Source organism: Paenibacillus timonensis (genome assembly GCF_022427145.1).
GTDB classification, from domain to species: Bacteria; Bacillota; Bacilli; order Paenibacillales; family Paenibacillaceae; genus Fontibacillus; species Fontibacillus timonensis.
This window is the reverse complement of the sequence record NZ_JAKSXN010000073.1, coordinates 1-23108: the sequence shown is the minus strand read 5'-3', so window position 1 is coordinate 23108 and position 23108 is coordinate 1. Positions and strand designations below refer to the sequence as shown.

The 23108-nt window shown below is 53.5% G+C and carries 21 protein-coding genes and 2 tRNA genes; 4 read left to right on the top strand and 19 right to left on the bottom strand.

Annotation, left to right across the window (positions count from 1 at the left end):
- Nucleotides 1-218: 218 nt before the first annotated feature.
- The 4 genes from MJ257_RS21675 to MJ257_RS21660 all read right to left on the bottom strand — a co-directional run bounded on the left by MJ257_RS21675 (nt 219) and on the right by MJ257_RS21660 (nt 3731).
- A tRNA-Gly gene (locus MJ257_RS21675) sits at nt 219-292 on the bottom strand.
- 30 nt (nt 293-322) lie between these two features.
- A tRNA-Pro gene (locus MJ257_RS21670) sits at nt 323-396 on the bottom strand.
- Nucleotides 397-521: 125 nt separating this feature from the next.
- Nucleotides 522-2624, bottom strand: coding sequence for a putative bifunctional diguanylate cyclase/phosphodiesterase (locus tag MJ257_RS21665; protein ID WP_240271198.1), 2103 nt, complete (start codon nt 2622-2624; stop codon nt 522-524).
- 141 nt (nt 2625-2765) lie between these two features.
- Nucleotides 2766-3731 (bottom strand): aldolase catalytic domain-containing protein, encoded by a 966-nt coding sequence (locus tag MJ257_RS21660; RefSeq protein ID WP_240271197.1) that lies wholly within the window; start codon nt 3729-3731, stop codon nt 2766-2768.
- Nucleotides 3732-3991: 260 nt separating this feature from the next.
- Here MJ257_RS21660 and MJ257_RS21655 point away from each other — a divergent pair, with 260 nt between their 5' ends.
- Genes MJ257_RS21655 through MJ257_RS21645 form a run of 3 tightly spaced genes read left to right on the top strand, consistent with a single transcriptional unit; the run spans nt 3992 to nt 6478 of the window.
- Nucleotides 3992-4234: a FeoA family protein gene (locus MJ257_RS21655; protein WP_240271196.1), complete on the top strand. Its 243-nt coding sequence runs from the start codon at nt 3992-3994 to the stop codon at nt 4232-4234.
- Nucleotides 4231-6261, top strand: coding sequence for a ferrous iron transport protein B (feoB, locus tag MJ257_RS21650; RefSeq protein ID WP_240271195.1), 2031 nt, complete (start codon nt 4231-4233; stop codon nt 6259-6261). The genes MJ257_RS21655 and feoB overlap by 4 nt, the downstream gene beginning before the upstream one ends.
- Before the next feature lie 34 nt (nt 6262-6295).
- Complete coding sequence (locus MJ257_RS21645; protein ID WP_240271194.1) at nt 6296-6478, top strand: FeoB-associated Cys-rich membrane protein; 183 nt, start codon at nt 6296-6298, stop codon at nt 6476-6478.
- A gap of 1 nt (nt 6479) precedes the next feature.
- Here the strand turns inward: MJ257_RS21645 and MJ257_RS21640 are convergent, their stop codons facing one another.
- The 7 genes from MJ257_RS21640 to ilvB form a co-directional block, all read right to left on the bottom strand.
- Entirely contained in the window at nt 6480-7586 is a 1107-nt protein-coding gene (locus MJ257_RS21640) for an ATP-binding protein (RefSeq protein ID WP_240271193.1), read from the bottom strand.
- A gap of 315 nt (nt 7587-7901) precedes the next feature.
- Complete coding sequence (locus MJ257_RS21635; protein WP_240271192.1) at nt 7902-8312, bottom strand: hypothetical protein; 411 nt, start codon at nt 8310-8312, stop codon at nt 7902-7904.
- A 263-nt stretch (nt 8313-8575) separates the two neighbouring features.
- Nucleotides 8576-9655, bottom strand: a complete 1080-nt coding sequence (gene leuB / locus MJ257_RS21630) for a 3-isopropylmalate dehydrogenase (protein WP_240271191.1) — start codon at nt 9653-9655, stop codon at nt 8576-8578.
- Between the two features lie 165 nt (nt 9656-9820).
- The gene (locus tag MJ257_RS21625) at nt 9821-11353 is read right to left on the bottom strand and encodes a 2-isopropylmalate synthase (RefSeq protein ID WP_240271190.1); all 1533 of its coding nucleotides are present in this window, start codon (nt 11351-11353) and stop codon (nt 9821-9823) included.
- A gap of 110 nt (nt 11354-11463) precedes the next feature.
- Nucleotides 11464-12456 carry a ketol-acid reductoisomerase gene (ilvC, locus tag MJ257_RS21620; RefSeq protein ID WP_240271189.1) on the bottom strand — a complete coding sequence of 331 codons (993 nt, stop codon included), beginning with the start codon at nt 12454-12456 and terminating at the stop codon, nt 11464-11466.
- A gap of 220 nt (nt 12457-12676) precedes the next feature.
- On the bottom strand, nt 12677-13165 hold the full coding sequence (ilvN, locus tag MJ257_RS21615; RefSeq protein WP_240271188.1) for an acetolactate synthase small subunit: 489 nt from the start codon (nt 13163-13165) through the stop codon (nt 12677-12679).
- Nucleotides 13162-14907, bottom strand: a complete 1746-nt coding sequence (gene ilvB, locus MJ257_RS21610; RefSeq protein WP_240271187.1) for a biosynthetic-type acetolactate synthase large subunit — start codon at nt 14905-14907, stop codon at nt 13162-13164. Before ilvB ends, ilvN begins: the two co-directional genes overlap by 4 nt.
- A gap of 697 nt (nt 14908-15604) precedes the next feature.
- Here ilvB and MJ257_RS21605 point away from each other — a divergent pair.
- Nucleotides 15605-16060, top strand: a complete 456-nt coding sequence (locus MJ257_RS21605; protein ID WP_240271186.1) for a GNAT family N-acetyltransferase — start codon at nt 15605-15607, stop codon at nt 16058-16060.
- A gap of 6 nt (nt 16061-16066) precedes the next feature.
- On the opposite strand, the gene MJ257_RS21600 is transcribed toward MJ257_RS21605, so the two are convergent.
- The 8 genes from MJ257_RS21600 to infC form a co-directional block, all read right to left on the bottom strand.
- Nucleotides 16067-16363 carry a hypothetical protein gene (locus MJ257_RS21600; RefSeq protein WP_178022049.1) on the bottom strand — a complete coding sequence of 99 codons (297 nt, stop codon included), beginning with the start codon at nt 16361-16363 and terminating at the stop codon, nt 16067-16069.
- Between the two features lie 205 nt (nt 16364-16568).
- Nucleotides 16569-17528: an ABC transporter permease gene (locus MJ257_RS21595; protein WP_240271185.1), complete on the bottom strand. Its 960-nt coding sequence runs from the start codon at nt 17526-17528 to the stop codon at nt 16569-16571.
- A 1-nt stretch (nt 17529) separates the two neighbouring features.
- Nucleotides 17530-18603 carry an ABC transporter permease gene (locus tag MJ257_RS21590; protein WP_178022051.1) on the bottom strand — a complete coding sequence of 358 codons (1074 nt, stop codon included), beginning with the start codon at nt 18601-18603 and terminating at the stop codon, nt 17530-17532.
- Nucleotides 18596-20134, bottom strand: a complete 1539-nt coding sequence (locus tag MJ257_RS21585; RefSeq protein ID WP_240271184.1) for an ABC transporter ATP-binding protein — start codon at nt 20132-20134, stop codon at nt 18596-18598. The genes MJ257_RS21590 and MJ257_RS21585 overlap by 8 nt, the downstream gene beginning before the upstream one ends.
- A 126-nt stretch (nt 20135-20260) precedes the next feature.
- Nucleotides 20261-21349, bottom strand: coding sequence for a BMP family lipoprotein (locus tag MJ257_RS21580; RefSeq protein ID WP_240271183.1), 1089 nt, complete (start codon nt 21347-21349; stop codon nt 20261-20263).
- 509 nt (nt 21350-21858) lie between these two features.
- The gene (gene rplT / locus MJ257_RS21575) at nt 21859-22218 is read right to left on the bottom strand and encodes a 50S ribosomal protein L20 (protein ID WP_178022054.1); all 360 of its coding nucleotides are present in this window, start codon (nt 22216-22218) and stop codon (nt 21859-21861) included.
- Between the two features lie 43 nt (nt 22219-22261).
- Nucleotides 22262-22462 carry a 50S ribosomal protein L35 gene (rpmI, locus tag MJ257_RS21570; protein WP_059046389.1) on the bottom strand — a complete coding sequence of 67 codons (201 nt, stop codon included), beginning with the start codon at nt 22460-22462 and terminating at the stop codon, nt 22262-22264.
- 87 nt (nt 22463-22549) lie between these two features.
- Nucleotides 22550-23044: a translation initiation factor IF-3 gene (gene infC / locus MJ257_RS21565; RefSeq protein ID WP_240271199.1), complete on the bottom strand. Its 495-nt coding sequence runs from the start codon at nt 23042-23044 to the stop codon at nt 22550-22552.
- Nucleotides 23045-23108: the final 64 nt, after the last annotated feature.

Sequence of the window (23108 nt, the reverse complement as noted above, 5' to 3'; positions counted from 1 at the left end):
CTCAGGAAATTGTTAAACATGATTCCCACTCCTTTGGTTTATCGTTCGATTTGTTTTTCGGATGATCATCTTTGATGTCTTTATTATATGTGATATTTTTCACGTTATATGTGATTTAAATCACAAATATTAAAAATCGAGTATTTAAATTTTTAAAAGTTAGCGTTCTCCATAACAAAAAAGATCCTTACCGAGATAAGGATCTTACTTCTTCATTATGGAGCGGGTGATGGGAATCGAACCCACGCTACCAGCTTGGAAGGCTGGAGTTCTACCATTGAACTACACCCGCACGGTACCTGCTGACAACATCATGAAAAGATCGGGACGACACGATTCGAACATGCGACCCCCTGGTCCCAAACCAGGTGCTCTACCAAGCTGAGCTACGTCCCGAAGTAAATGCAGGCCCCTTTTGGGAAGGCAAAAATTAATATATCACGTTTCGCATGCGGGCGCAAGCGGGAACTGCTGGCAATCTGCGAAAACAACGAGCGGAAAACCGCCAGGGACAAAAAACCTTAGCCGGCTAGCCGGCTAAGGAACTCGCTTTCCAGCACGCCGGCAGGCACCGGCTTGCTAAACAGATATCCTTGTCCTTCGTGGCACCGCTGGAGCTTCAGGAACTCCAGCTGCTCTTCGTTCTCCACGCCTTCGGCCGTCACCTTTAGTTTTAAGTGATGAGCCATGGTGGTGATGGTGGAGACGATCGCCGCGTCGTTCCCGTCGTACATGACCTCTTTCACGAAGGCGCGATCGATTTTCAGACGGTCGATGGGCAGGCTTTTTAAATAATAAAGCGAGCTATAGCCCGTGCCGAAATCATCGATGCTGATATGTATCCCCAAACGCTTCAAACGATGGAGCTGATCCAATGCGGTTTCAATATCGTACGTCATGCTTTCGGTGACTTCGAGCTCCAGGTAACGCGGCTCCAATCCGACCTCTTGCAGAATCGCGTCCACGTGCTCCGCTAAATTATACTGCCGGAACTGACGCATCGATAAATTAACGGATACGCATACCGGCTCGAAACCCTCCAGCTGCCATTTTTTATTGTACAGGCAGGCGGTTTTCAGCACCCATTCGCCGAGCGGAACGATCAGGCCGCTCTCTTCGGCCAGCGGAATGAATTCGCTTGGTGGCAGCAGCCCCCGCTTAGGATGGTTCCAGCGGACAAGCGCTTCCATCCCGACCATTTTCCCCGTATCCAAGCTGATCTGTGGTTGGAACTCCAGGAAAAATTCCTCCCGTTCCAGCGCCTTGCGCATGTCGTTCTCCAGCTCCACCTTCGATTGCGTACGCTGCTTCATTGCCGCATGATATCGCATAAAATCCACGCCATACTCCTTGGCATGATGAACCGCCATATCCGCATATTGGATCATCTGGTTCACCGAATCCCCGTCATCCGGGAATACGGACAAGCCCATGCTTAATGAGATATGGTATTCGGTATCGTCGATCAGCACCGTAGGATCAACAGAGGCCAACAACTGCTTGGCCCGCTCCTCGGCCGCCGCAGCATCCGGCAGTTCCGGAAAGATCACGGCAAATTCGTCCTCGCCCATGCGGTACACCCGTTGTTGATGTCCCCCAAGCGCAGACAAGCGGCTTCCCAGCTCGGTAAGCAGCTTATCTCCGGCGCTGTAGCCCAGGGAATCGTTAATCGCTTTGAACCGGTCGATATTGATCACCGCGACGCCGGTATTCGCCCGCGAAAACACCAACAGCTCGCCCAACTGCTCTTTCATTTGCCGCAAATTCGGCAGCCCGGTCAAATCATCGTGATAGGCCATATGCTTCATCTGGGCTTCCGCCAGCTGCTTGCCGCGCATCGGCTCTTCAATCGTCAGCCGGTAAACGCCTTTTAATACGATGTAATAGGAGATGCCCATAAACCATTGGCCCGCAGCCTGCGTCAAACCCTCGGAAGGCCCCTCAGGGTAGGTTAGAAGCACATGCCCCATCGCCATGAACAGCAACGCCCGGGTCACCGTCATGATCGCTGGCGGACGTTCCGTGCGATGCCGGAACAAGATCGCCGTTGCGGCGACGATATACAATAGCGGAATGCCGACTCGCAAGATCAGGTGCCCCCACTCCAGATCATACAGCGACGGCAAGCTGCTTTGGTATCGGTTTAACACCAGCAGGCCCGCTAGCATTAACAGGCCGGCGCCAGCAAACATGGCGATTTTCTGCTGTCCGGACACCTGCTGATCCGCCCCCGCAAAAATCCATAACATCCCTAAAGCCCCCAGCAGATGCGAGATTGCCAAAAACCAGGTCGCCAAGTTGCCGCCCGGTTCGAAGCCAAGCAGCGGGATGCCGCCATACGAGGCAGCGAACAGAATATCCAATATCCCGATCATTGTAAATAAAACGGCCGTATAAAGCCGCTGTTTGGAAAGTTTGTCGATGAACAGAATCCATCCCTGCGCAAAGATCGCAAACGAAACCGCCAGGCATAGCAAACCGGCCAGGAGGTGCAGCGTTTGAACGACCGCGTCCGTCCCCTGCGGGAACCCGCTCCAAGCCGACAGCCAGGCTACCCCGACCATTGCCGCCAAACCGATTACCCCTTGGATGATTGTCGTTTGTTCCTCTGCCCTAATCCTCAATGTATATCAACCTCCGGAGGTAAGTTCTGTCTTCCGTCATGAAACTACTAATTCAACATATTCCGCTTATTTCCTGCCTTTTCCCCAAATTTGTCGAGGAAAAAAGAGAAGCCCGGACGCGAAGCGCCGAGCTGAATCATCTTATTTTTTGTTACGATGAACCGTCGTCTCTGGGGTCGTCAACTTATCGTAAAAATCGACGGCTTTGTCCTTGTCCTCCGACGCCCGCAAGGCCATCGCGGAACGCGGATGCTCGTCAAGCGTCCCCGTGATCATGTAGGGGATCAAATACCCCCACTCTTCTTTCTCTCGAAGCGGGATCAGCAGTTCCTCCAAGACTTCCAAAACCGGGCGCAGCTTGTAATTCGTGTTTTTCAAATGGGTGACAAGCAGCTCGGTTGGACAATTGCCGGCCGCGCGTCCCATGCCGTACACGGAAGCGTCCAGCAGTTCAACCCCGTTCTCGGCAGCCACCAACGTATTAGAGAACGCCAGCTGCATGTTGTTATGGGTGTGAACGCCCAGCCGTTTCCCCGGCAAATGGGTCTTGAACTTGTTGACCAGATACTCCATGTCTTTATAATCGAGACTTCCGTATGAATCGACGATATAGACCACGTCAACGACGCTCTCCTTGATCATCTCGAAGGCTTCCAGCAGTTCATTCTCCATTACGTTGGACAGCGCCATGATGTTCAGCGTCGTCTCGTAGCCGCGGTCATGGAACAATTGAACCAGCTGCAAGGCTTTGTCCACGTCTTTAATGTAGCAAGCGACCCGAATCAAATCGAGCAGGCTTTCGCTGCGCGGTAAAATATCGTTTTCGTCTACCCGGCCGATATCGACCAGCGCGGATAGCTTCGTCGTTCCTTTTTGAGGAATTACGCTGCGCAGGAAATCGTCGTCCAGAAACCGCCAAGGACCAGCCTCATCAGCGCCTTTCAGCAACTTCGGCGAGTTTTTGTAGCCGATTTCCATATAATCCACACCCGCCTCGTTAAGACCCGCGTACAATTTTTGGACAAATTCCACGCTGAAGTCCCAGTTATTCACCAGGCCTCCGTCACGGATGGTGCAATCGACGATTTTGCATTGGTTGGCTTTCATACCGGCATATTCCTCTCCATCGTTTCGTTTTACTATCCATCTTACTAAAGGTTGTTCGAAAAGTCATCTTTGGATCAGGAAGATTTCCATTCTTCGATATGAGATTAATCACAGTATGGATCGGCCATGCGTGATATATTACATTTAAACCCAATTGAGATTGATTCTCAATACCAATTACCCAACTACACACAATAGCCGTTTGGCTTGCTACATGACGATACAAGTTTTCCATTTTATCAGGATAAGGAGAGAAATTCATGACGCCCTGCCGAAGTTGCCTGCTTGGACTGAAACCCGGAACCTCCTGCGCTATCACGCAAATCGGAAATATGGATCCGGTGCTGAAACGGCGTCTCGCCGATCTCGGGATCCGGGAAGGGACTCACGTTGTCGTGAAGCGGTATTGCCTGTGGGGCGGCCCGGTCACGCTGGAATGCGCCGGTCAATTGCTGGGCATTCGCCAGAAGGAGGCCGCTCATATTGAGGTGGCGGTCTCATGAACCAAGCCGCACTGATCGGGAATCCCAACACGGGAAAAACCTCGCTGTTTAATACCTTAACCAGCTCCTACGAATATGTCGGCAACTGGGCCGGCGTGACGGTGGAGAAGAAAGTCGGACACCTGCGGAACAATGCGGGACAGCTGACCGACCTGCCCGGGATCTACACCCTGCATCCCCTCTCCAAAGACGAAGGCGTTGCGGCGGAATACCTCGCTGCCGAGTCTCCTTCGGTGCTGGTGAACATCGTAGACGCCTCCAATTTGGAGCGCAACCTGTATCTGACGCTGCAGCTGCTCGAATACGGCAAGCCGGTCATCGTTGGGCTAAATATGATCGACGTCGCCAACGCTAACGGGCTGAAGGTCGATCCGGAGAAGTTGACGGCCCGACTGGGCTCCCCGGTTCTTCCTTTGATCGCCCGCACCGGGAAAGGCAGCAAAGAACTGCTGCGAGCAATCGAACAGCTGCCTTCCGAAGCGGCGGATGTCCCGCATTTTACCATCACTTATGGCGAGGCGATCGAACGGGCCATCCGAGACATCTCCCGGGAGCTTGCCGCAGGCTGGGAGGAAGGGCGCCCGTCTTTGCGCTGGATCGCCCTGCAGGTGTTGGAGGAGAATCCGGCAGTCATCGCCGCGCTTCCGCCACAGACCAACCTGAACAAGCTGCATCGCATTCGTGCCGAGGCGGAGCAACGGCTGGCCGCAGCCGGCAGCGCCTCCTCGGCGGAAGAGCATATCCGCACCGTCCGCATCGGGCGGATTCGGGAGATCTGCAGCGAGGCGGTTGACGCCTCCCAGAAGAAACCGCATACGATGACGGAACGCATCGACCGCATCGCCACCCATCCGGTTCTCGGCATCCCGCTGTTTATGGCCTTCATGTTTCTTACTTTCCAGTTGACGTTCGACTGGCTTGGCAATCCGCTCTCGGACCTGCTCGACGGGTTTATCACCGGGCCTCTGACCGGCGGCGCGGAGAATCTGCTGACGAATCTTGGGGCTTCGAGCTTCACGCATGCGCTGATCATCGACGGCATCATCGGGGGCGTCGGTGGCGTGCTGGTGTTTATCCCGCAGATTTTCATCATGTTCCTGATCATTTCCTTCATCGAGGACTCCGGATATATGGCCCGGATCACCGTCATGATGGACAAATTGATGGAAATCGTCGGGTTAAACGGCAAAGCATTAATCCCGTTTATCCTAGGTTTTGGCTGCAACGTGCCGGCGGTCATGGCCTCCCGCAGCATCGAGCAGCCGAAGGAGCGGATGCTGACCATGCTGCTGATTCCGCTGATGTCCTGCTCCGCTCGGCTGCCGGTTTACGCTTTGTTTGCCGGCATCTTTTTCGCCGAGTCGCAAGGCCTGATCGTCTTTTCGCTGTATATGCTCGGTATCGTACTGGCGCTTGTGCTGGCCAAAGTTTTCTCGCTGTTCCTGTTCAAAAACGAACGTTCTTTCTTTATGGTGGAGCTGCCGCCTTACCGGATGCCGCAAAGCGTTACCCTGTTCCGCAGTACCTGGGAGAAGGGCAAAGGCTTTCTGCGTAAAGCCGGTACCTTCATTCTCGGCGGTTCGGTGCTGATCTGGCTGCTCACGTACCTGGGTCCGGGCGGCGTGGCGGAGAACATGGACGACAGCTTCCTCGCTGCCATCGGCGGTTTGTTCTCGTCCGTCCTGCAGCCGTTAGGTTTCGGCACCTGGCAATCCGGAGCTGCCCTGATCACCGGCTTTATGGCCAAGGAAGTCGTGGTCTCGACCATGAACATTATCTACCACGCGCCCGATATGGCCGGACTGCAAGGCCAAATCGCCGCATCCTTCACGGGGCTTCAGGCCTACAGTTTTATGGCCTTCGTCCTGCTGTACACCCCGTGTCTCGCGACGGTAGGCGTTCTCCGCAAAGAAACGGCCTCTTGGAAATGGACGTTATTTTCGATCGCCTATTCATTGACGCTTGCTTACCTCGTCTCCCTCTTGATTTATCAGGTCGGACTGCGATTCGGTTTTGGCTTGGCTTAAGGTAGTGATCCGAACTACGAAAGGAGCACCCGTTATGATCGATATTGTTATCGTCGCCGCCATTTTCGGTTATGCCGGCTTTGCGTTATACCGCGGCTTCAAGAAAAGCAAAAAAGGCGCCTGCGCCTCCTGCTCGCAGCAGAAATCCTGTTCTGCGGCTTGCGGGAATTACGCGGCGTCCTCTTCGGTTTCTCCGGCCAAGGGCCCTAAAGAATAAGCTATATGGCCAGCGGGAGCGAGATGACAAAAATCGTTCCCGCTCCTTTTAAGCTATCCACGGAAATGTTCCCCCGATGGTTCCGGATAATCCGGTAACTCACCGACAATCCCAATCCGGTCCCCTTCTCCTTCGTCGTAAAGAATGGGTCAAACAAGCGGCTTAGCAAGCCTTTGTCCATTCCGCCGCCGTTATCCTGGACCGAAATGTTGACCGATTTCCCCTCCATTTCCGCGCAGATATCGATTAGCCCTTGATGATCGCTTCCCACCTCGGCAATGGCGTCCATGGCATTCTTAATGATGTTCAGCAGCACCTGCTTGATCTGTTTCACGTCGATCGAGACGAGCAGCTCCTCCTTCGGCTCGTGAAAAATCATTTGACAGCCCTTCATCACCGCCTCGCTTTCCGTGAGCAAGACGACTTCCTTCAGCAGGGAAGAAACGCTGACCGTCGATTTCTGCGGAGCCGATGGCTTCGAAGAATTGAGGAACTCATGAATAATGTCGTTGGCCCGGTCGATTTCCGTCAGAATAATCCGGGCATACTCATCTTTGCCCAATTGCAGCAAATGCGGCCGCAGCAATTGGATGAATCCACGGATCGCCGTAAGCGGATTGCGAATTTCGTGCGCGATCGCCGCCGAGATCTTGCCGAGCATCGCCAGCTTGTCATTCTGATAAGCCGTTTGTTCAATCCGTTTGAAATCGGAAACGTCTTTGACGCTAAGCAAGAAATCCCCGTCCATCTGATCCCCGTAAGTGACCGTGATGAGCCAGTGCCTGCCGTATTCATCGATTAACTCGTGGTATTTTTTACGGTGAAAAATCGTCTCCCGGTAAATACGCAAAATCTTGCGCTTCTTAAATTGGTTGAGATGCGGATGCCGCAGCATCTGCAGCAAGTTGCAGCCGATCAGGGATTGGCGCGGCATTTCGAGCAGCTTGGCCATCTGTACATTGATAAAGGTTAGAACCCCATCGCTGTCGAACAGCATAATTCCGCTGTCCAGGTGTTGGAGTACATTCTCATACTTGTTTTTTACGAGCTGGGTTGATTGGTATGCTTTGACGGACTGGAGCAATGTCTCTTGAAATTCACTCAACAAGTTTGGTTCCCCCTTTACTCAAATGATGTACTTTGCCTAACAAGACAACATACGATCACTACCTAGAAGAACTTACCCCGACTCGGCTTGCTTAACTCAACTTTTCTACGCTATCTATGCCGTATCCCGCGCAAAGGCGATGGATGCATGTCCCAAATCAGATAAGTCAAAAGCCACCTATTTCAATCATAGTCAAGTTTTCCAAATACCGTCAACCAGAGAAACTGTCGAAAAAAGTTGGATGAACGCAAAACGGCTACCATAGTCCTAAAAAAGCAAAAATAGCCTCCCTTCCGGAAGACTATTTCGGATCCATCAACTATTGTTGTGTTGAAGCCGTGCTCTGCGCCGGCTCATGACCGCCAGCCTTTTCTTGAGCTCCTCGGTCCATTTCTCATCGCCGATATGTTTGGCTACGGACAGGAGGTCCAGCGAAATATCGATTTGGCTTTGCACGATCACCAAAGGATCTTCGTCTTCCCGATTCACGCAGTTTCCGAAAATGGACTCATCGTCCTCCATCACGAAATCCTGAAAATCAATCTCCGAAACCCCGTCGCCATGCGCGTATTCCGCCAGGATTTCGTATTCGTTCTCCACCTTATAATGAACCTCAACCCGATGGCACACCGGGCAAAATAACAGGGGCACATTATGTACCTGCGTACGATAATGCTTTAAAGTCCCCTTTGTTCCCAGCATGCTGGCTCCGCAGCAAAAACTCATTCCCCTTCACCCTTTCCCGCGTCGGTTCATTAACGCTTCCCGGCCCTCCCGGGGCTGGGATTTCATATAATTTATTCGTGAAGCTTGCTTCAAATTCCTGCGAAGGGATTGTAAATCTTGGCATTTGGGCTATTCCCCTGCAGGCGTACCATGGGGCAAAAAACCCCCGATTTGAGCTCAGCTCAAACAGGGGGTCCATCTTCTTATCTGTTCACATGGTAACATCGGCCATATTCAAAGTCAATTTTCCGGTTTGCGGCCGATTACTTCTTCATCGCGGCAACGATCAGATCGCCCATTTCCTTCGTACCGATCGCCTGACTCTTGTCGACGGCGATATCGCCGGTACGATGTCCGGCATTCAACACGTCGGCGACAGCGGCTTCGATCGCATCGGCGGCATCGGCATAACCGAAGGTCATACGGAACATCAGTGCTACGGACAAGATCGTCGCGATCGGGTTAGCCAGGTTCTGACCGGCGATGTCCGGCGCCGAACCATGCACGGGCTCATACAGCCCAAAGCTGCCTTCGCCCAGGGAAGCGGAAGACAACATCCCGATCGAGCCGGTCAGCATGGCTGCTTCATCGCTCAAAATGTCGCCGAACATGTTCTCCGTCACGATCACGTCGAAGCTGGCAGGACGGCGCAGCAGCTGCATCGCGCAGTTGTCGACAAGGACATGCTCCAGCTCAACGTCCGGATATTCCGGAGCGATGCGGTTTACGACTTCGCGCCACAACCGCGACGTTTCCAGGACGTTCGCCTTGTCGACGGAGGCCAGCTTCTTGCGTCGCTTCTGAGCGATTTCAAACGCTTGGCGAACGATCCGCTCCACTTCGCTGACGTTGTACGCGCACGTATCAACGGCTTCCTGGCCGTGCTCCGTATCGCGGCGGTATTTCTCGCCGAAATAAATGCCGCCGGTCAGCTCACGCACCACGATGAGGTCCGTGCCCTCAAGCACTTCCGGTTTGAGCGTCGAAGCGTCCTTCAAGCAATCGAACACGACCGCCGGACGCAGATTCGAGAACAGGCCCAGCGCTTTGCGGATGCCAAGCAATCCGGTCTCCGGGCGTAGCTCCTTCGGATTGTTGTCCCATTTCGGACCGCCTACGGCCCCGAGCAGCACGGCGTCGGCCTTTTGGCACACCTCCAGCGTCTCCTGCGGCAGCGGAGTCCCTTTCTCGTCGATGGCGATTCCGCCGAACAACGCATGCTCCGTTTCAAATTGGTATCCGAACAGTTCCTCGGTCCGTTTCAATACTTTCTCCGCTTCGGCCACCACTTCCGGTCCGATGCCGTCGCCCGCGATCACCGCGATTTTCTTGACTTCTGCCATTGCTTCCAGCTCCCTTTCGTGAACATCCTCTTCTTCAGTTGTAACACACCGGGTAAGGATAAACAAAGATATAGAATCTATTAAGGTAATAGGTATCAGCTATAAGCCGGCAAAAAAAGAACGGAGCTGAAAAGTCAGCTCCGTTCTTGCCTCGCCCCTGCTCGGTTACGCCCGAATCGCAGAGTTGGACTTTCTCTTCTCGATCAAGCGGTTGAGCGCGTCCACGTAGGCACGGGCGCTCGCTTCCAAAATATCGGTGCTGACGCCGCGCCCCTGCACGGATACGCCGTTTTGAGTCAGCACGACATGGACCTCCCCTTGGGCGTCCTTGCCGTGGCTGACCGATTTGATCGAATAATCGGCCAGTTTGACTTCTTCGCCGGAAGCCAGGTCGATCGCATTGTAGATCGCGTCAACCGATCCGTTGCCTTCGGCTTCCTTCTCGAGGATGTCGCCGCCAAGGGTGACCAGCCGCACCTTCGCCGCCGGCGTCGATTCGTTGCCGTAAGAGACAAAAATCGTTTCAAGGCGGAATTCCTCCGGCGTATCGATCAGCTTCTCCTCAACGATCGCCAGCAGGTCCTCATCGGTGACTTCCTTCTTCTTGTCGGCCAGCGCCTTGAATTTGGCAAAAGCATCGTTCAAACGCTCGTCATCCAGCGTATAGCCCATATCCACCAACTTCTCACGGAAAGCGTGGCGCCCGGAATGCTTGCCAAGCACCAGTTTGCTCTCTTTGAGCCCGATCGTTTCCGGCGACATGATTTCGTAGGTGGTTTTCTCCTTGAGCATGCCGTCTTGGTGGATGCCCGATTCGTGGGCAAACGCGTTCGCGCCTACGATAGCCTTGTTTCCCGGCACGACCATCCCGGTCAAGCGACTGACCAGCCGGCTCGTGCGGGCGATTTCCGACAGCTCGAGCGACGTTTTCGCCCCAAAGAAATCGAAGCGAGTTTCCAGCGCCAGCGCCACTTCCTCCAGCGCGGTATTGCCGGCCCGTTCCCCGATCCCGTTGATCGTCCCTTCGATTTGATCGGCACCGCCTAGGATCGCAGCCAGCGAGTTCGCCGTCGCCAGGCCCAAATCGTCATGGCAATGGGCGCTCAGCTGGATTTTCTCGATGCCGGGCACCTTCTCTTTCAGCGTACGGAAGATGTTGCCGTATTCCTCGGGATACAAATATCCGACCGTGTCCGGGATATTTACCACCGATGCGCCTTCACGGATGGCCATCGCCGTCATCTCGCAGAGGAAATCCAGTTCGGTCCGGCCGGCATCCTCGGCGGAAAATTCGATTTTCGAAAAATACTTGCGGGCATACCGCAGCGCGGCCTGCGCCGTTTCCAGCACCTGGTCCTTCTCCATCTTCAATTTATATTTCCGGTGGATCGGACTCGTGGCCAGGAACAAATGGATGCAAGGATCTTCCGCCCCTTGCAGCGCTTCGCGAACCGCATCGATATCTTGCGTGCGCGACCGGGACAACCCGATCACCGTCGATTTCTTGACCGCACGCGCCACGGCGTTGACGGCCGCCAAATCCCCGGGCGAAGCTGCGGGAAATCCCGCTTCGATCCGGTCGACCCCAAGCTTCTCCAGCTGATAGGCGATCTCCAGCTTTTCGCGAGTGTTCAGGTTCACTCCGGGAGATTGCTCGCCATCCCGAAGCGTCGTATCGAAAATGTAGATTTTGCGCATGCCATGCACCTCCTCCGAAAAGCTCCAATGCGGCTCACGCAAAGGGGCGGCCGCATTGGGTATTCAGGTTCATAATCATCTTACGTTACGCCACATCAACGGTATTCCGCTTATTTTTTGATCCAGTGCATCAAGCCGCGAAGCTCTCTGCCGACCACTTCGATCGGATGGTTTGCTTCGTTGCGGCGAGTTGCGGTGAGGAATGCACGGTTCGATTGGTTTTCCAAGATGAAATCGCGGGCGAATTTACCTTGTTGGATGTCGGAAAGCACGGCTTTCATCGCTTTCTTCGTTTCTTCCGTCACGATGCGAGGACCTGTTACATAATCCCCGTATTCCGCCGTGTTGGAGATGGAGTCGCGCATGGTGGCCATGCCGCCTTCATAGATCAAATCGACGATCAGCTTCATTTCGTGCAAGCACTCGAAGTACGCCATTTCCGGAGCATAACCCGCTTCCACCAGCGTTTCGAAACCGGCTTTGATCAGGGCCGTTACGCCGCCGCACAATACAGCTTGTTCGCCGAACAAATCGGTTTCGGTTTCTTCGCGGAACGAAGTTTCGATAACTCCCGCGCGGGTACAGCCGATCCCTTTCGCATAAGCAAGGCCGATCTCTTTGGCTTTGCCGGTTGCATCCTGGTGGATGGCGATCAAGCCAGGAACGCCAAAGCCTTCCACATACGTACGGCGAACCATGTGGCCCGGCGACTTCGGAGCTACGAGCAATACGTCGTTGTCCGGGGAAGGAACGATTTGTCCGAAATGCACGTTAAAGCCGTGCGCGAACAGCAAAGCGGCGCCTTTTTTCAAGTTTGGAGCGATTTCGCTGTTATAGACTGCAGCTTGCGTTTCGTCCGGCATCAGGATTTGCACGACATCCGCACGTTTGGTCGCTTCCGCAACGGACAATACCTCAAACCCGTCTTCCTTGGCTTTGTTGAAGGATTTGCCTTCCCGCAGGCCTATGACGACATTCAGTCCGCTTTCGCGCAGGTTTTGCGCATGGGCATGTCCTTGGCTGCCGTAACCGATGATCGCGATCGTTTTTCCTTTCAATACGCTGAGTTCTGCATCTTGTTCATAGTACAAAGTAACTGCCATTTCTTATGCCCTCCTAGGATTTGCGGGACAGTCAAGCTGTGCCCTTGATTAAAATAAGTATGGTTCCCTCCGCCTATGACGAGCGGGTGTTTCAATGGACCGACGCCTTGAAGCGATAAAGCAGATTCTTGGCTTGATCGGTCCCCTCAAACACCCGCCCGGCGCCTGGCGGAGGGGTGAAGCCGCTGTTAGCGGCACATTGACTGGATCGTTCGGATGCTTAAGCGTTCCCGCGGATCATGGCGGTGACGCCGGTGCGCGATAGCTCGCGGATGCCGTATGGGCGAAGCAACTCGATCATGGCGTCGATTTTCTCGGTGTCGCCGACGACTTGGACCATCATGCTGTTCGTCCCGATATCGACGACCGCGGCGCGGAACGTTTCAACGACGCCCATGATTTCCGGGCGCTCCGCCGGCTCCGATTTCACCTTGATCAAAGCGAGCTCGCGTGCGACCATCGGTCTGGAACTGAGATTGACGACTTTGATGACATCGATCAGTTTGTACAGCTGTTTTTCGATTTGCTCAAGCGTTTTGTCATCGCCTTGCGTGACGATGATCATCCGGGACAATCCCTCTTCCTCGGATTGGCCCACGGTGATGCTTTCGATATTGTAGCCGCGCCGGCCGAACAGGCCGGCCACGCGCTGCAGAACCCCCGGCTGGTCGTTAACTAAAACGGAAATCGCATGGCTTTTCATCATCATTCACTGTCCCCCATCAGCATTTGATCAATGGTGGAACCTTGGGTAACCATCGGATATACGTTTTCCTCTTTGCTGACCACGAATTCCACCAGAACCGGTCCCGGCGTGTCGAGCGCTTCCTGCCATGCGCGTCTGGCTTCTTCCTTGTTCGTCGCCCGCAGGCCTTTCACGCCGTAAGCTTCAGCCAACTTGACGAAGTCCGGACTACCTTCGAGATTGATATGGCTGTAGCGGTTGTCATAAATCAATTCCTGCCATTGGCGGACCATGCCGAGCACTTGGTTGTTGATGACCACCACTTTGACCGGAATGTTGTTGATCGCGCAGATCGCCAGCTCCTGGGCGCACATCTGCATGCCGCCGTCGCCGTTGATCGAGATGACCAGCCGATCGGGATGCCCCATTTGCGCGCCGATGGCCGATGGGAATCCGAAGCCCATCGTCCCGAGGCCGCCCGAGGTGATCCAGGAACGGGGCTGGTTGAATTTGTAATACTGCGCCGTCCACATCTGATGCTGGCCGACGTCGGTCGTGACGATCGCTTCGCCGCCCGTCGTGTCGTTCAGCAGCTCGATTACCCACTGCGGCTTCAGCACGGTATCGGAATCGATGTACTTCAGCGGTTTCTCGATCTTGGACCGCTGGATTTGCGATCTCCATGCATCCGCTTTGTCCGCGCGGGACACGATCGGATTCAGCATTTCCAGCACCGTTTTGACGTCGCCGACGATCGGAATGTCCGCATGGACGTTCTTGCCGATTTCCGCCGGGTCAATGTCGATATGCACGATTTTGGCCTGCGGCGCAAAACCGTCCAGCCTGCCGGTCACCCGGTCGTCAAACCGCGCCCCGATATTGATCAGCAAATCGGATTGCTGGATCGACTGGTTGGCCGTGTACGTGCCGTGCATTCCCGGCATCCCCATCCACAGCTCGTGTCCGCTCGGGAAAGCGCCTAAGCCAAGCAATGTCGTCGTAATCGGGATTTGCGTCTTGTTCACGAATTCGAATAACTGCTCATGTCCACCGGAATAGACGACCCCGCCGCCGGCGATGATGACCGGCCGCTCGGCTTCTTGAATGGCGGCTGCCAATTTATCCAGCTGCAGCCGATTCGGCACCACCGTCGGATTGTATCCGCGCAGGTTGATAGTCTGGGAAGGTTCGAACAATGCCTTGTTTGCCGACACGTCCTTCGGAATATCGATCAGGACCGGTCCTTTGCGTCCCGTATTCGCAATGTGGAACGCTTCGTGGATAATGCGAGGCAAATCCTCGACGTTCCGGACGAGATAGCTGTGTTTCGTGATCGGCATCGTAATGCCGGTAATATCCGCTTCTTGGAACGCATCCGTGCCGATCAGGCTGGAGACGACGTTCCCCGTAATGACAACAAGCGGAACGGAATCCATAAACGCGGTTGCGATCCCCGTCACCGTGTTGGTCGCTCCCGGACCGGAGGTGGCGATGCATACGCCGACTTTGCCAGTGGCCCGGGCGTAACCGTCCGCCGCATGGATGGCGCCCTGCTCATGTCTGGTCAGCAGGTGGTGGAAATCGGTAAATCCGTATAGCGCGTCGTAAATGTACAACACCGCTCCGCCCGGATAACCGAAGACGCACTCGACACCTTCCAAAAGCAAGCTGCGAAGCAGGATATCGGAACCCGTAATGACTTCCGGTTTCATCCATTTCTCTCGTAATTGTTCTGTAGACCGCATTTCTGGAATTTGCGCGCTCATCAGTCATCCTCCTTATCATAGGTTGTTTAAAAGTCAACTTTTGATCACGATGTAACTCATGAAGCGGATTCGGCATCGAATCTTGAATTCAGCCGGTCGCTCCGTTGCTCACGTAGCCTCCAGCTACGCTCCGCTACTCACTCCCTAGCTTCATCCAACCTTCTCGGTGCTGAAAAGCTGACTTTTGAAACTCTTATTTAACTAAAAAAACCTTCCGCCCGCCGGAACAGTTTCCTGTTCCGAGGGACGAAAGGTTTGATCCTCCGTGGTACCACCCATTTTTACCCGGCACCTCGCAGTGCCAAGCCTTGACGAGTAAAAGCCTAAGACGCCTTACTCGTGGTCCGTAACGCGGACCAGACGATTCCCCCTACTAAGCCTTGGGTGCAAGCGCCACCGCGGATGGCTTGCAGCTTTTCAGGGAAACAGCTCCGAGGTGAGCTCGCAGTTAAGGGATTTTGGTGGTGGTCTCAGCAAATCCATCCACTCTCTGAGCAAAGAGCCCTTAAAGCTTCGTCCTCATCATTGCCGTTTGCAAGATATGTCTTAAAATGTTTAGAAACATTATATGATTAGTTTACACCACGAGTCAATACCCTAAAGAATTAAAGTTTTTTGCAGGAACCCTTTCCCTCCTCCCTCTCATATGATAAAAGATAGCGCCCAAAATTATGCACGGTTAGGAGGAGATTCGCGCATGATTCGATACAGAAGGCCCAAACAGGACGATCCCGTCATCTACGATTTGGTCCGCGAAGAGCTTGTCCCCTTCTCCCATATGCCTCCTCAGGACATCGAGGCCGTCTTCAAGGATCTCCCGGGGCGGCTGTCGCGCGGCATCTCGCTGGTCGCTTCGCCCACTTACGAAGCGGATCCCATCGCTTTTATCCATTTTCTCATTCACGGTGACTTGCTATATATTGACATGATGGCGGTGGCATCGGCGTACCAGCGGCAGCGCTACGGAAAAACGCTGATGGCCCATGCGGAGAACTTCGCCGCCTCCCGAGGCTGTCTGCGGGCAAAAGTAATGGTGGACCGGGATAATTCCCGAGCCCACCTATTTTACCGCAAATTAGGCTACCGGACTCAGCGTTACGTTCCGTTGTCCCAATGTTATGAGCTGGAAAAAAGGCTGCCCAGCCGCAGCTAAACCCGTTTACCAGAAATACGGGTACGGGTAACCGCCGCCATAGGGGACGCCACCATACGGCACGCCGCCGTACGGAACCCCGCCAAAGGCGTATGGAGCGGTACCGATCGCCAAGAGATCGAACAAAACAAGCGGGATCAACGCTTTTGTTCTGACTTTTTTGCCGGGAGCTTGGCGAAGAATCAGGCGATTGCCGCTGATTTTCACCAGTTTGCCCGTTACAACCGTACCGTCTTTTTTATAAGCCGCGACCTGTTTGCCCAGCCATTTCTCGGCTTCTTTTCTCGTAACCGTTCTGCCCATCCTAATTCCTCCTGTCAGGTTAGATCCTATAGCCGCGAAAACCGCTCTGGCCGAACCGTTTGACTCGGCTATTTCGTGTTCACCCCTAACCTATTCAATCGTCTCCGCCCTTGCTTGCACCATCGCCTTGACTGCCGACAAACGGGCTCTCCCCCTGAAAGACAAAAAAGGATGCTGCACATGGCAGCATCCTTTTGCTCGTTGATTAGCGTTTCCCCGGATCGTAAGGCGTACCTAGCGCCGCCGGCGCCGAGGAACGTCCCACCGCTCCGACGAGGACGATAATCGTCAGCACGTAAGGGATCATAAAAATAAACTCCTGCGGTATGCTTCTCGACCATTCGAACAACTGCACGTAGTTGCGAATCGCCTGCGAGAAACCAAAGAACATCGCCGCGCCGAAAGCGCCGAGCGGGTTCCATTTCCCGAATATCATCGCGGCGATGGCGATAAAGCCTTGACCCGAAATCGTGTTATGGGCAAACGTACTGGTCGTCGTCAGCGTGATGGTCGCACCGCCGATACCTCCCAGCGCGCCGCTGAGGAGCACCCCGATGTAGCGCATTTTCGTCACGTTAACCCCCAGCGTGTCCGCCGCGCTAGGATGTTCGCCGACGGAACGCAACCGTAGTCCAAACGGCGTCTTAAACAGCACGAAGTAGATCACAACGACGAGGATCAACGCCAGATAAGTCGTCGGGTACGAGTTGAAGAAGCCCTCCCCGATGATCGGAATATCGCGCAACACGGGAATCGGGACTTTATGGAACACCGTAACGAGCGGCGTCTCGGCAGCCCCTTCGAACAGCAGTTTGACGATATATACCGTCAAGCCGGCAGCCAAGAAGTTGATGACGATCCCGCTGATCGTCTGGTCCGCCTTAAACGTGATCGTTGCTACCGCATGGATTAAGGCGCCGATGACCCCCATAACCATGGCAGCGATGACCCCGACCCACGGCGAGAATGCGCCCATGCCCGCTTCCTGAGCATAATAAGTCCCTACGCCGGCGGCAAATGCGCCGAAAATCATTAACCCTTCCAAGCCGATGTTGACGACGCCGGAACGCTCGGAGAAAATGCCGCCAAGCGCCGTGAAGATCAACGCTGTCGAAAATACGAGGGTAGAGTTCAGCAATTGACCAAGCAGTGTAAGTACGTCCATCTTACGACACCTTCTCTTTCTTGCGCTTCAGGTAAAACGGCTTCAGCACGATTCTCACGATGCCCTGAGCGGCAATGAAGAATATGATCGAGCCGATCACGATCTTGATCAGTTCCGGAGGCACTCCCGCGCTAAAGCTCATCCCGGCCGAACCGTAGGTCAGCACGCCGTACAGGATCGATCCCAGCACCACGCCAAACGGATGGTTCATGCCAAGCAGCGCGACGGCGATGCCGTCAAAGCCGTATCCCGGAGAAGCCGCGAAGACCGATTGATAATGGAACACGCCCAGCACCTCGAAGGTCCCGGCCAGGCCGGCGAACACGCCGCTGATGAACATCGCTTTGACGATGTTGCGGCTGACGTTCATCCCGGCGTATTCCGCCGCATTCGGGTTCAAACCGACGGAACGCATTTCGTAGCCTTGCTTCGTTTTCCAAAGGTAAACAAAGAAGAATACTGCCGTCAGAAGAGCGATGACGGTTCCCCAATGGATCCGGGCATTATTAAAAACATCGTTCAGGAAGGTCATGGACGCGGATGCCGCGATATCTTCCGAACGGTTCTGGCCTTTCAGCAAGTAGAAATTGCGGATGACGTAGTTCGATAAATACAACGCCGTCCAGTTCAACATGATTGTGGTAATAACTTCATTGATGCCCCGTTTGGCTTTCAGGTATCCTGCGATCCCCGCCCAGAGACCGCCTCCGATCCCGCCGGCAATCACCGCCAGTGGAACCAGGATGCCGGAAGGCAATCCCGAGAACGACAGCGATACCGCCGTAGCCGCCGTCATGCCGATCAGAACCTGTCCGTCCGCTCCGATGTTGAACATCCCGGAGCGGAAAGCAAAGGCAACCGCCAAACCCGTAAACATCAAAGGCGTGATTTGGCGAATCGTTTCGCCGAAGTCGTACGGATTCCCTACGACCCGCTGCAAAAGCGCGCTATAGGCAACGATCGGATTGTATCCCCCGATCAGCATGACCACCGCGCCAACCAACAACCCGAGCACGATGGCAACGAGCGGAAGAATGACGCTGTCCAACGTAAATATTTTTCGCAACTTATCCAATGCTTTGACCTCCCCGTTCCAGGCTTCCCGCCATCATTAGGCCAAGCTCCTGATCGTTGGTCTCCTGCGGAAGCACTTCGCCGACGATCCGTCCTTCATAAATGACGGCGATCCGATCGGACACGTTCATGATTTCGTCCAGCTCGAAGGAAATCAGCAACACCGCTTTGCCTTGGTCCCGCTGTTCGATCAGCTGTTTGTGAACGAATTCGATCGCCCCGACATCCAGTCCCCGCGTCGGCTGGGCGGCGATTAACAGGTCCGGGTTCTTGTCTATTTCCCGCGCAATAATCGCCTTCTGCTGGTTCCCCCCGGACAAGGAGCGTGCTTTCGTTTCCACGCTAGGCGTACGCACGTCAAACGCCTCAACCAATTGCTTGGCATGCTCGTCGATCGCCCGCTGGTTCAGAAAGCCTCCCTTGCTGTAAGGTGCCTGGTAGTACGTCTCCAGCACCATGTTTTCGCTGATGGAGAAATCCAACACGAGGCCGTGTTTATGCCGGTCTTCAGGGATGTGAGACAAGCCGCTTTCGATGATTTTGCGTGCCGGCAGGTTAGTGATCTCCTTGCCCGACAGCTTGATCGAACCGGATTCGATTTTGCGCAGACCGGTGATCGCTTCGATCAGCTCGCTTTGGCCATTGCCGTCAACCCCGGCAATACCGACGATTTCACCGGCGCGCACCTCCAGTTTGAGTCCGTTCAGCACATGGATGCCATGCTTGTCCTTCGCTTTCAAATCGTTAAGTTGCAAGACGGGTTGTCCGATTTGAGGTTCATCTTTATCCACTTTGAAGGAGACGCCGCGGCCGACCATTTTTTCCGCCAGTTCCTTCGGGTTCGTCTTATCCGTCTCCACGGTATCGATGACCTTGCCGCGGCGAATGATCGTGACCCGATCCGAAATCTCCATAATTTCCTTCAGCTTGTGGGTAATCAAAATGATGGATTTGCCTTCCGCCACCAGCCGTCTCATGATGGCCATCAATTCCTCGATTTCCTGAGGCGTAAGCACAGCGGTCGGCTCGTCAAATATAAGAATATCCGCGCCGCGGAACAGAATTTTCATAATCTCGACCCGTTGCTGCATCCCGACGGAAATATCGTGGATTTTCGAGTTCGGGTCGACTTCAAGGCCATACTGCTCCGACAATTTCGCCACTTGGGCGGACGCCGATTTATAGTCGATTTTAAGTCCCTTCTTCGGTTCCATGCCAAGAATGATGTTCTCGGTTACCGTAAAAGGCTGTACGAGCTTGAAATGCTGGTGAACCATACCGATCCCGAGCTTGATTGCCTTGTTGGGATTGTCGATCGTCACCGGCTGGCCGTTCATCTCAATCGAACCTTCATCCGGTTGATAGAGGCCAAACAAAATGTTCATCAACGTCGATTTGCCCGCACCGTTCTCGCCGAGCAAGGCATGAATTTCGCCCTTGCGCAGGGTTAGGCTGATGGAGTCGTTCGCGACAACACCGGGAAAACGCTTCGTGATTTGCTTCAACTCGACTACGGGAGCCGCAGCGTTCATGAAACCACCCTCACCATTATGGGATTAACGCAAGCAACAAGGCCAGTTGATCCACTGGCCTTGCCTGCTTGAATGACTCTATTATATTCCACTGTCCACACGGACGTAAACGTTTCGCTTGCTCGATTACTCAGCAGGAACCGTAATTTCGCCGTTAACGATCTTTTGCTTGTATTCTTCAACTTTGTCCAAGATCTCTTGGCTCAGGTTCGGATTCTCTTCCGGCAAGCCTACGCCATCATCTTTCAACGTCAAGTTCGTGACTTGACCACCCTTGAACGTACCGTCGATGACTTGTTGAGTTACGTTCTTAACGGCAACGTCAACGCGCTTCATCATCGAAGTCAAAGTAACTTCATCGCCGAATTCGAGCGATTGGTCTTTGTCGACGCCGATTACCCACATTTTGTTTGCGCCGCCAGCTTGGTTGCGAGCCGCTGCTTCGTTAAATACGCCGTTCCCCGTTTGGCCAGCAGCCGGGAAAATGATGTCGGCGCCATCGTTGAACAATTGGGTAGCCAAAGATTTACCGATATCCGGCTTGTCATAAGCACCTGCATAAGTAACCGTTACTTTTGCGTCCGGGTTAACCGCTGCTACGCCTGCTTGGAAACCAACTTCGAAACGTTTGATAACCGGGCTCTCGGCACCGCCGATAAAACCGATTTTGTTCGTTTTCGTCGTCAGACCTGCTACTACGCCGACCAGGAAGGAACCTTCGTTTTCGGCAAACGTAACGGATTCTACGTTTGGAGCGTCAACAACGTTGTCGATGATCGCCATTTTGGCGTTCGGATTCGCGTCAGCAACCTGTTTCGTTGCATCGCCCAGGTCAAAACCGATCGACCAAGTCAAGTCGTAGCCGCCTTGTACGAATTGAGTCAGGTTCGGAACGTAGTCGGAGCTTTGAGCACTTTGCAAGTATTTGTTCTGAATGCCTTGCTCCTCATGCATCGCTACGAGCGCTTCCCATGCGGATTGGTTGAAGGATTTGTCGTTTACGCCGCCTACGTCGGTTACGAGACCGATCTTAAACTTCGATGCATCGGTTGCCGCGTTCCCGCCGTTACCCGCTTGCGTGTTGTCGGCCGTATTGCCGGCGTTCCCGGTATTGGCGGTTCCACCGTTGTTCGCTGCATTGTTGTTGCCGCATCCCGCCAAAATCAGAGTAAATGCGAGCACCATGAGTAAAGATAGCTTGAAGGCTTTGTTCATTGCGGTTAATCCCCCTTAAAATTTTGTGAGCCTTGTCTAAGTAGACCACACAGACCGATTATACCTGTAAAATATGCTAAAATCCATACTTTTAATAACCCTGGGTTAAATAATTTTCGCCTTTATTTCAAATAAAACGCTTACTTTCGACATATTTGTCATGCAATGTTCGCTTCATGTAAACTTATTCCTGAAACACGTCTATTCCCGAACATTCGAGCGCGTCTTTCACGAAAATATCAGTATTTCCCCGGGTTCATATGGATATCCGGACATGTTGTGCGGCTTACCTATAGCATTCCTAATTTTCAACATTTCCATGCCTATCCGGCGGATTTTCTTGCCAAGTCCAACAGGTCGGATACATGCCCATCCCACGAATTTCCAGCTCTTTTGGGTGGACTTATGCGAGATTTCCGCGACCTTGCTTATGTATCCGGGTCGCCCCGGCATCCCCAAAAAAAGCGCCGTCCCGGTAGAACCGGAAACAGCGCCTTTATCGTTTGAACTTAAGCGTTGATTTTCTCTTTAGCTACGGCAGCCAAAGAATTGAATGCATTCAGATCGTTAACGGCGAGATCAGCCAGCATTTTGCGGTTGATGTTCACGTCAGCGAGCTTCAGGCCATGCATCATTTTGCTGTAGGACAAACCGTTCATGCGGGCTGCAGCGTTGATCCGAACGATCCACAGTTTGCGGAAGTCGCGTTTTTTCGCGCGGCGGTCACGGTATGCGTACAGCAAGGATTTCATCACTTGCTCGTTAGCGGTTTTGAAGATGCGGTGTTTCGAACCAAAATAACCTTTAGCCAGTTTCAATACTTTTTTATGACGACGACGAACGACGAATCCGCCTTTTACTCTTGCCATTTAAAAAACCTCCCAATAAGTTGTGTTAATTGTTCCTCGGAAATTACTTCAGGTTTGCCAGTTGTTGTTTCATGCGGCTAACGTCACCTGCGTAAGCAACAGGGCTGTTGGCCAAAACACGTTTTGCACGTTTGGACTTATGGGACAGCAAGTGATTGCGGTTCGCTTTGTAACGTCTTACTTTACCGGATCCGGTAATTTTGAAGCGGCCTTTCAGGCTGCTGTGGGTTTTCATTTTAGGCATTGTACTTCCCCCTCAAAGTTTGTGAACGTAAGCCTTCTCATTCGAGTCATTCCGTAAACGAAACGGTCATATATAGAAAGCAAACGATTAGTTTTTCGGTGCCAGGATCATAATCATGCTGCGTCCTTCAAGCTTCGGAACGCGCTCAACGGATGAGATTTCCGCAACCTCATCTTTGACGCGGTCGAGAATTTTCTTCCCGATGTCGGCATGGGTAATTTCCCGTCCGCGGAAGCGAACCGAGCATTTCACCTTGTCGCCATCTTTCAAGAATTTGATCACATTGCGAAGCTTCGTCTGGAAATCGTGTTCCTCGATGTTCGCACGGAACCACACTTCCTTGATGTCCACAATTTTCTGATTCTTGCGGGCTTCCTTCTCTTTCTTCTGCTGCTCGTAACGGAACTTGCCATAGTCCATAATCCGGCATACCGGCGGCTTGGCAGTCGGCGCAACGTTCACCAGATCCAGATTCAGGTCAATCGCCATTTGCAGCGCTTCGCGCAGCGGCTTAATGCCGATTTGTTCGCCTTCAGCACCCACCAGACGGACCTCTTTCGCACGAATCTCATCATTGATCAAATGTTCCTTACTGATAATTCTCCACCTCCAAATGGTCTTAAGTAATGACTTGGACCGGTACTCA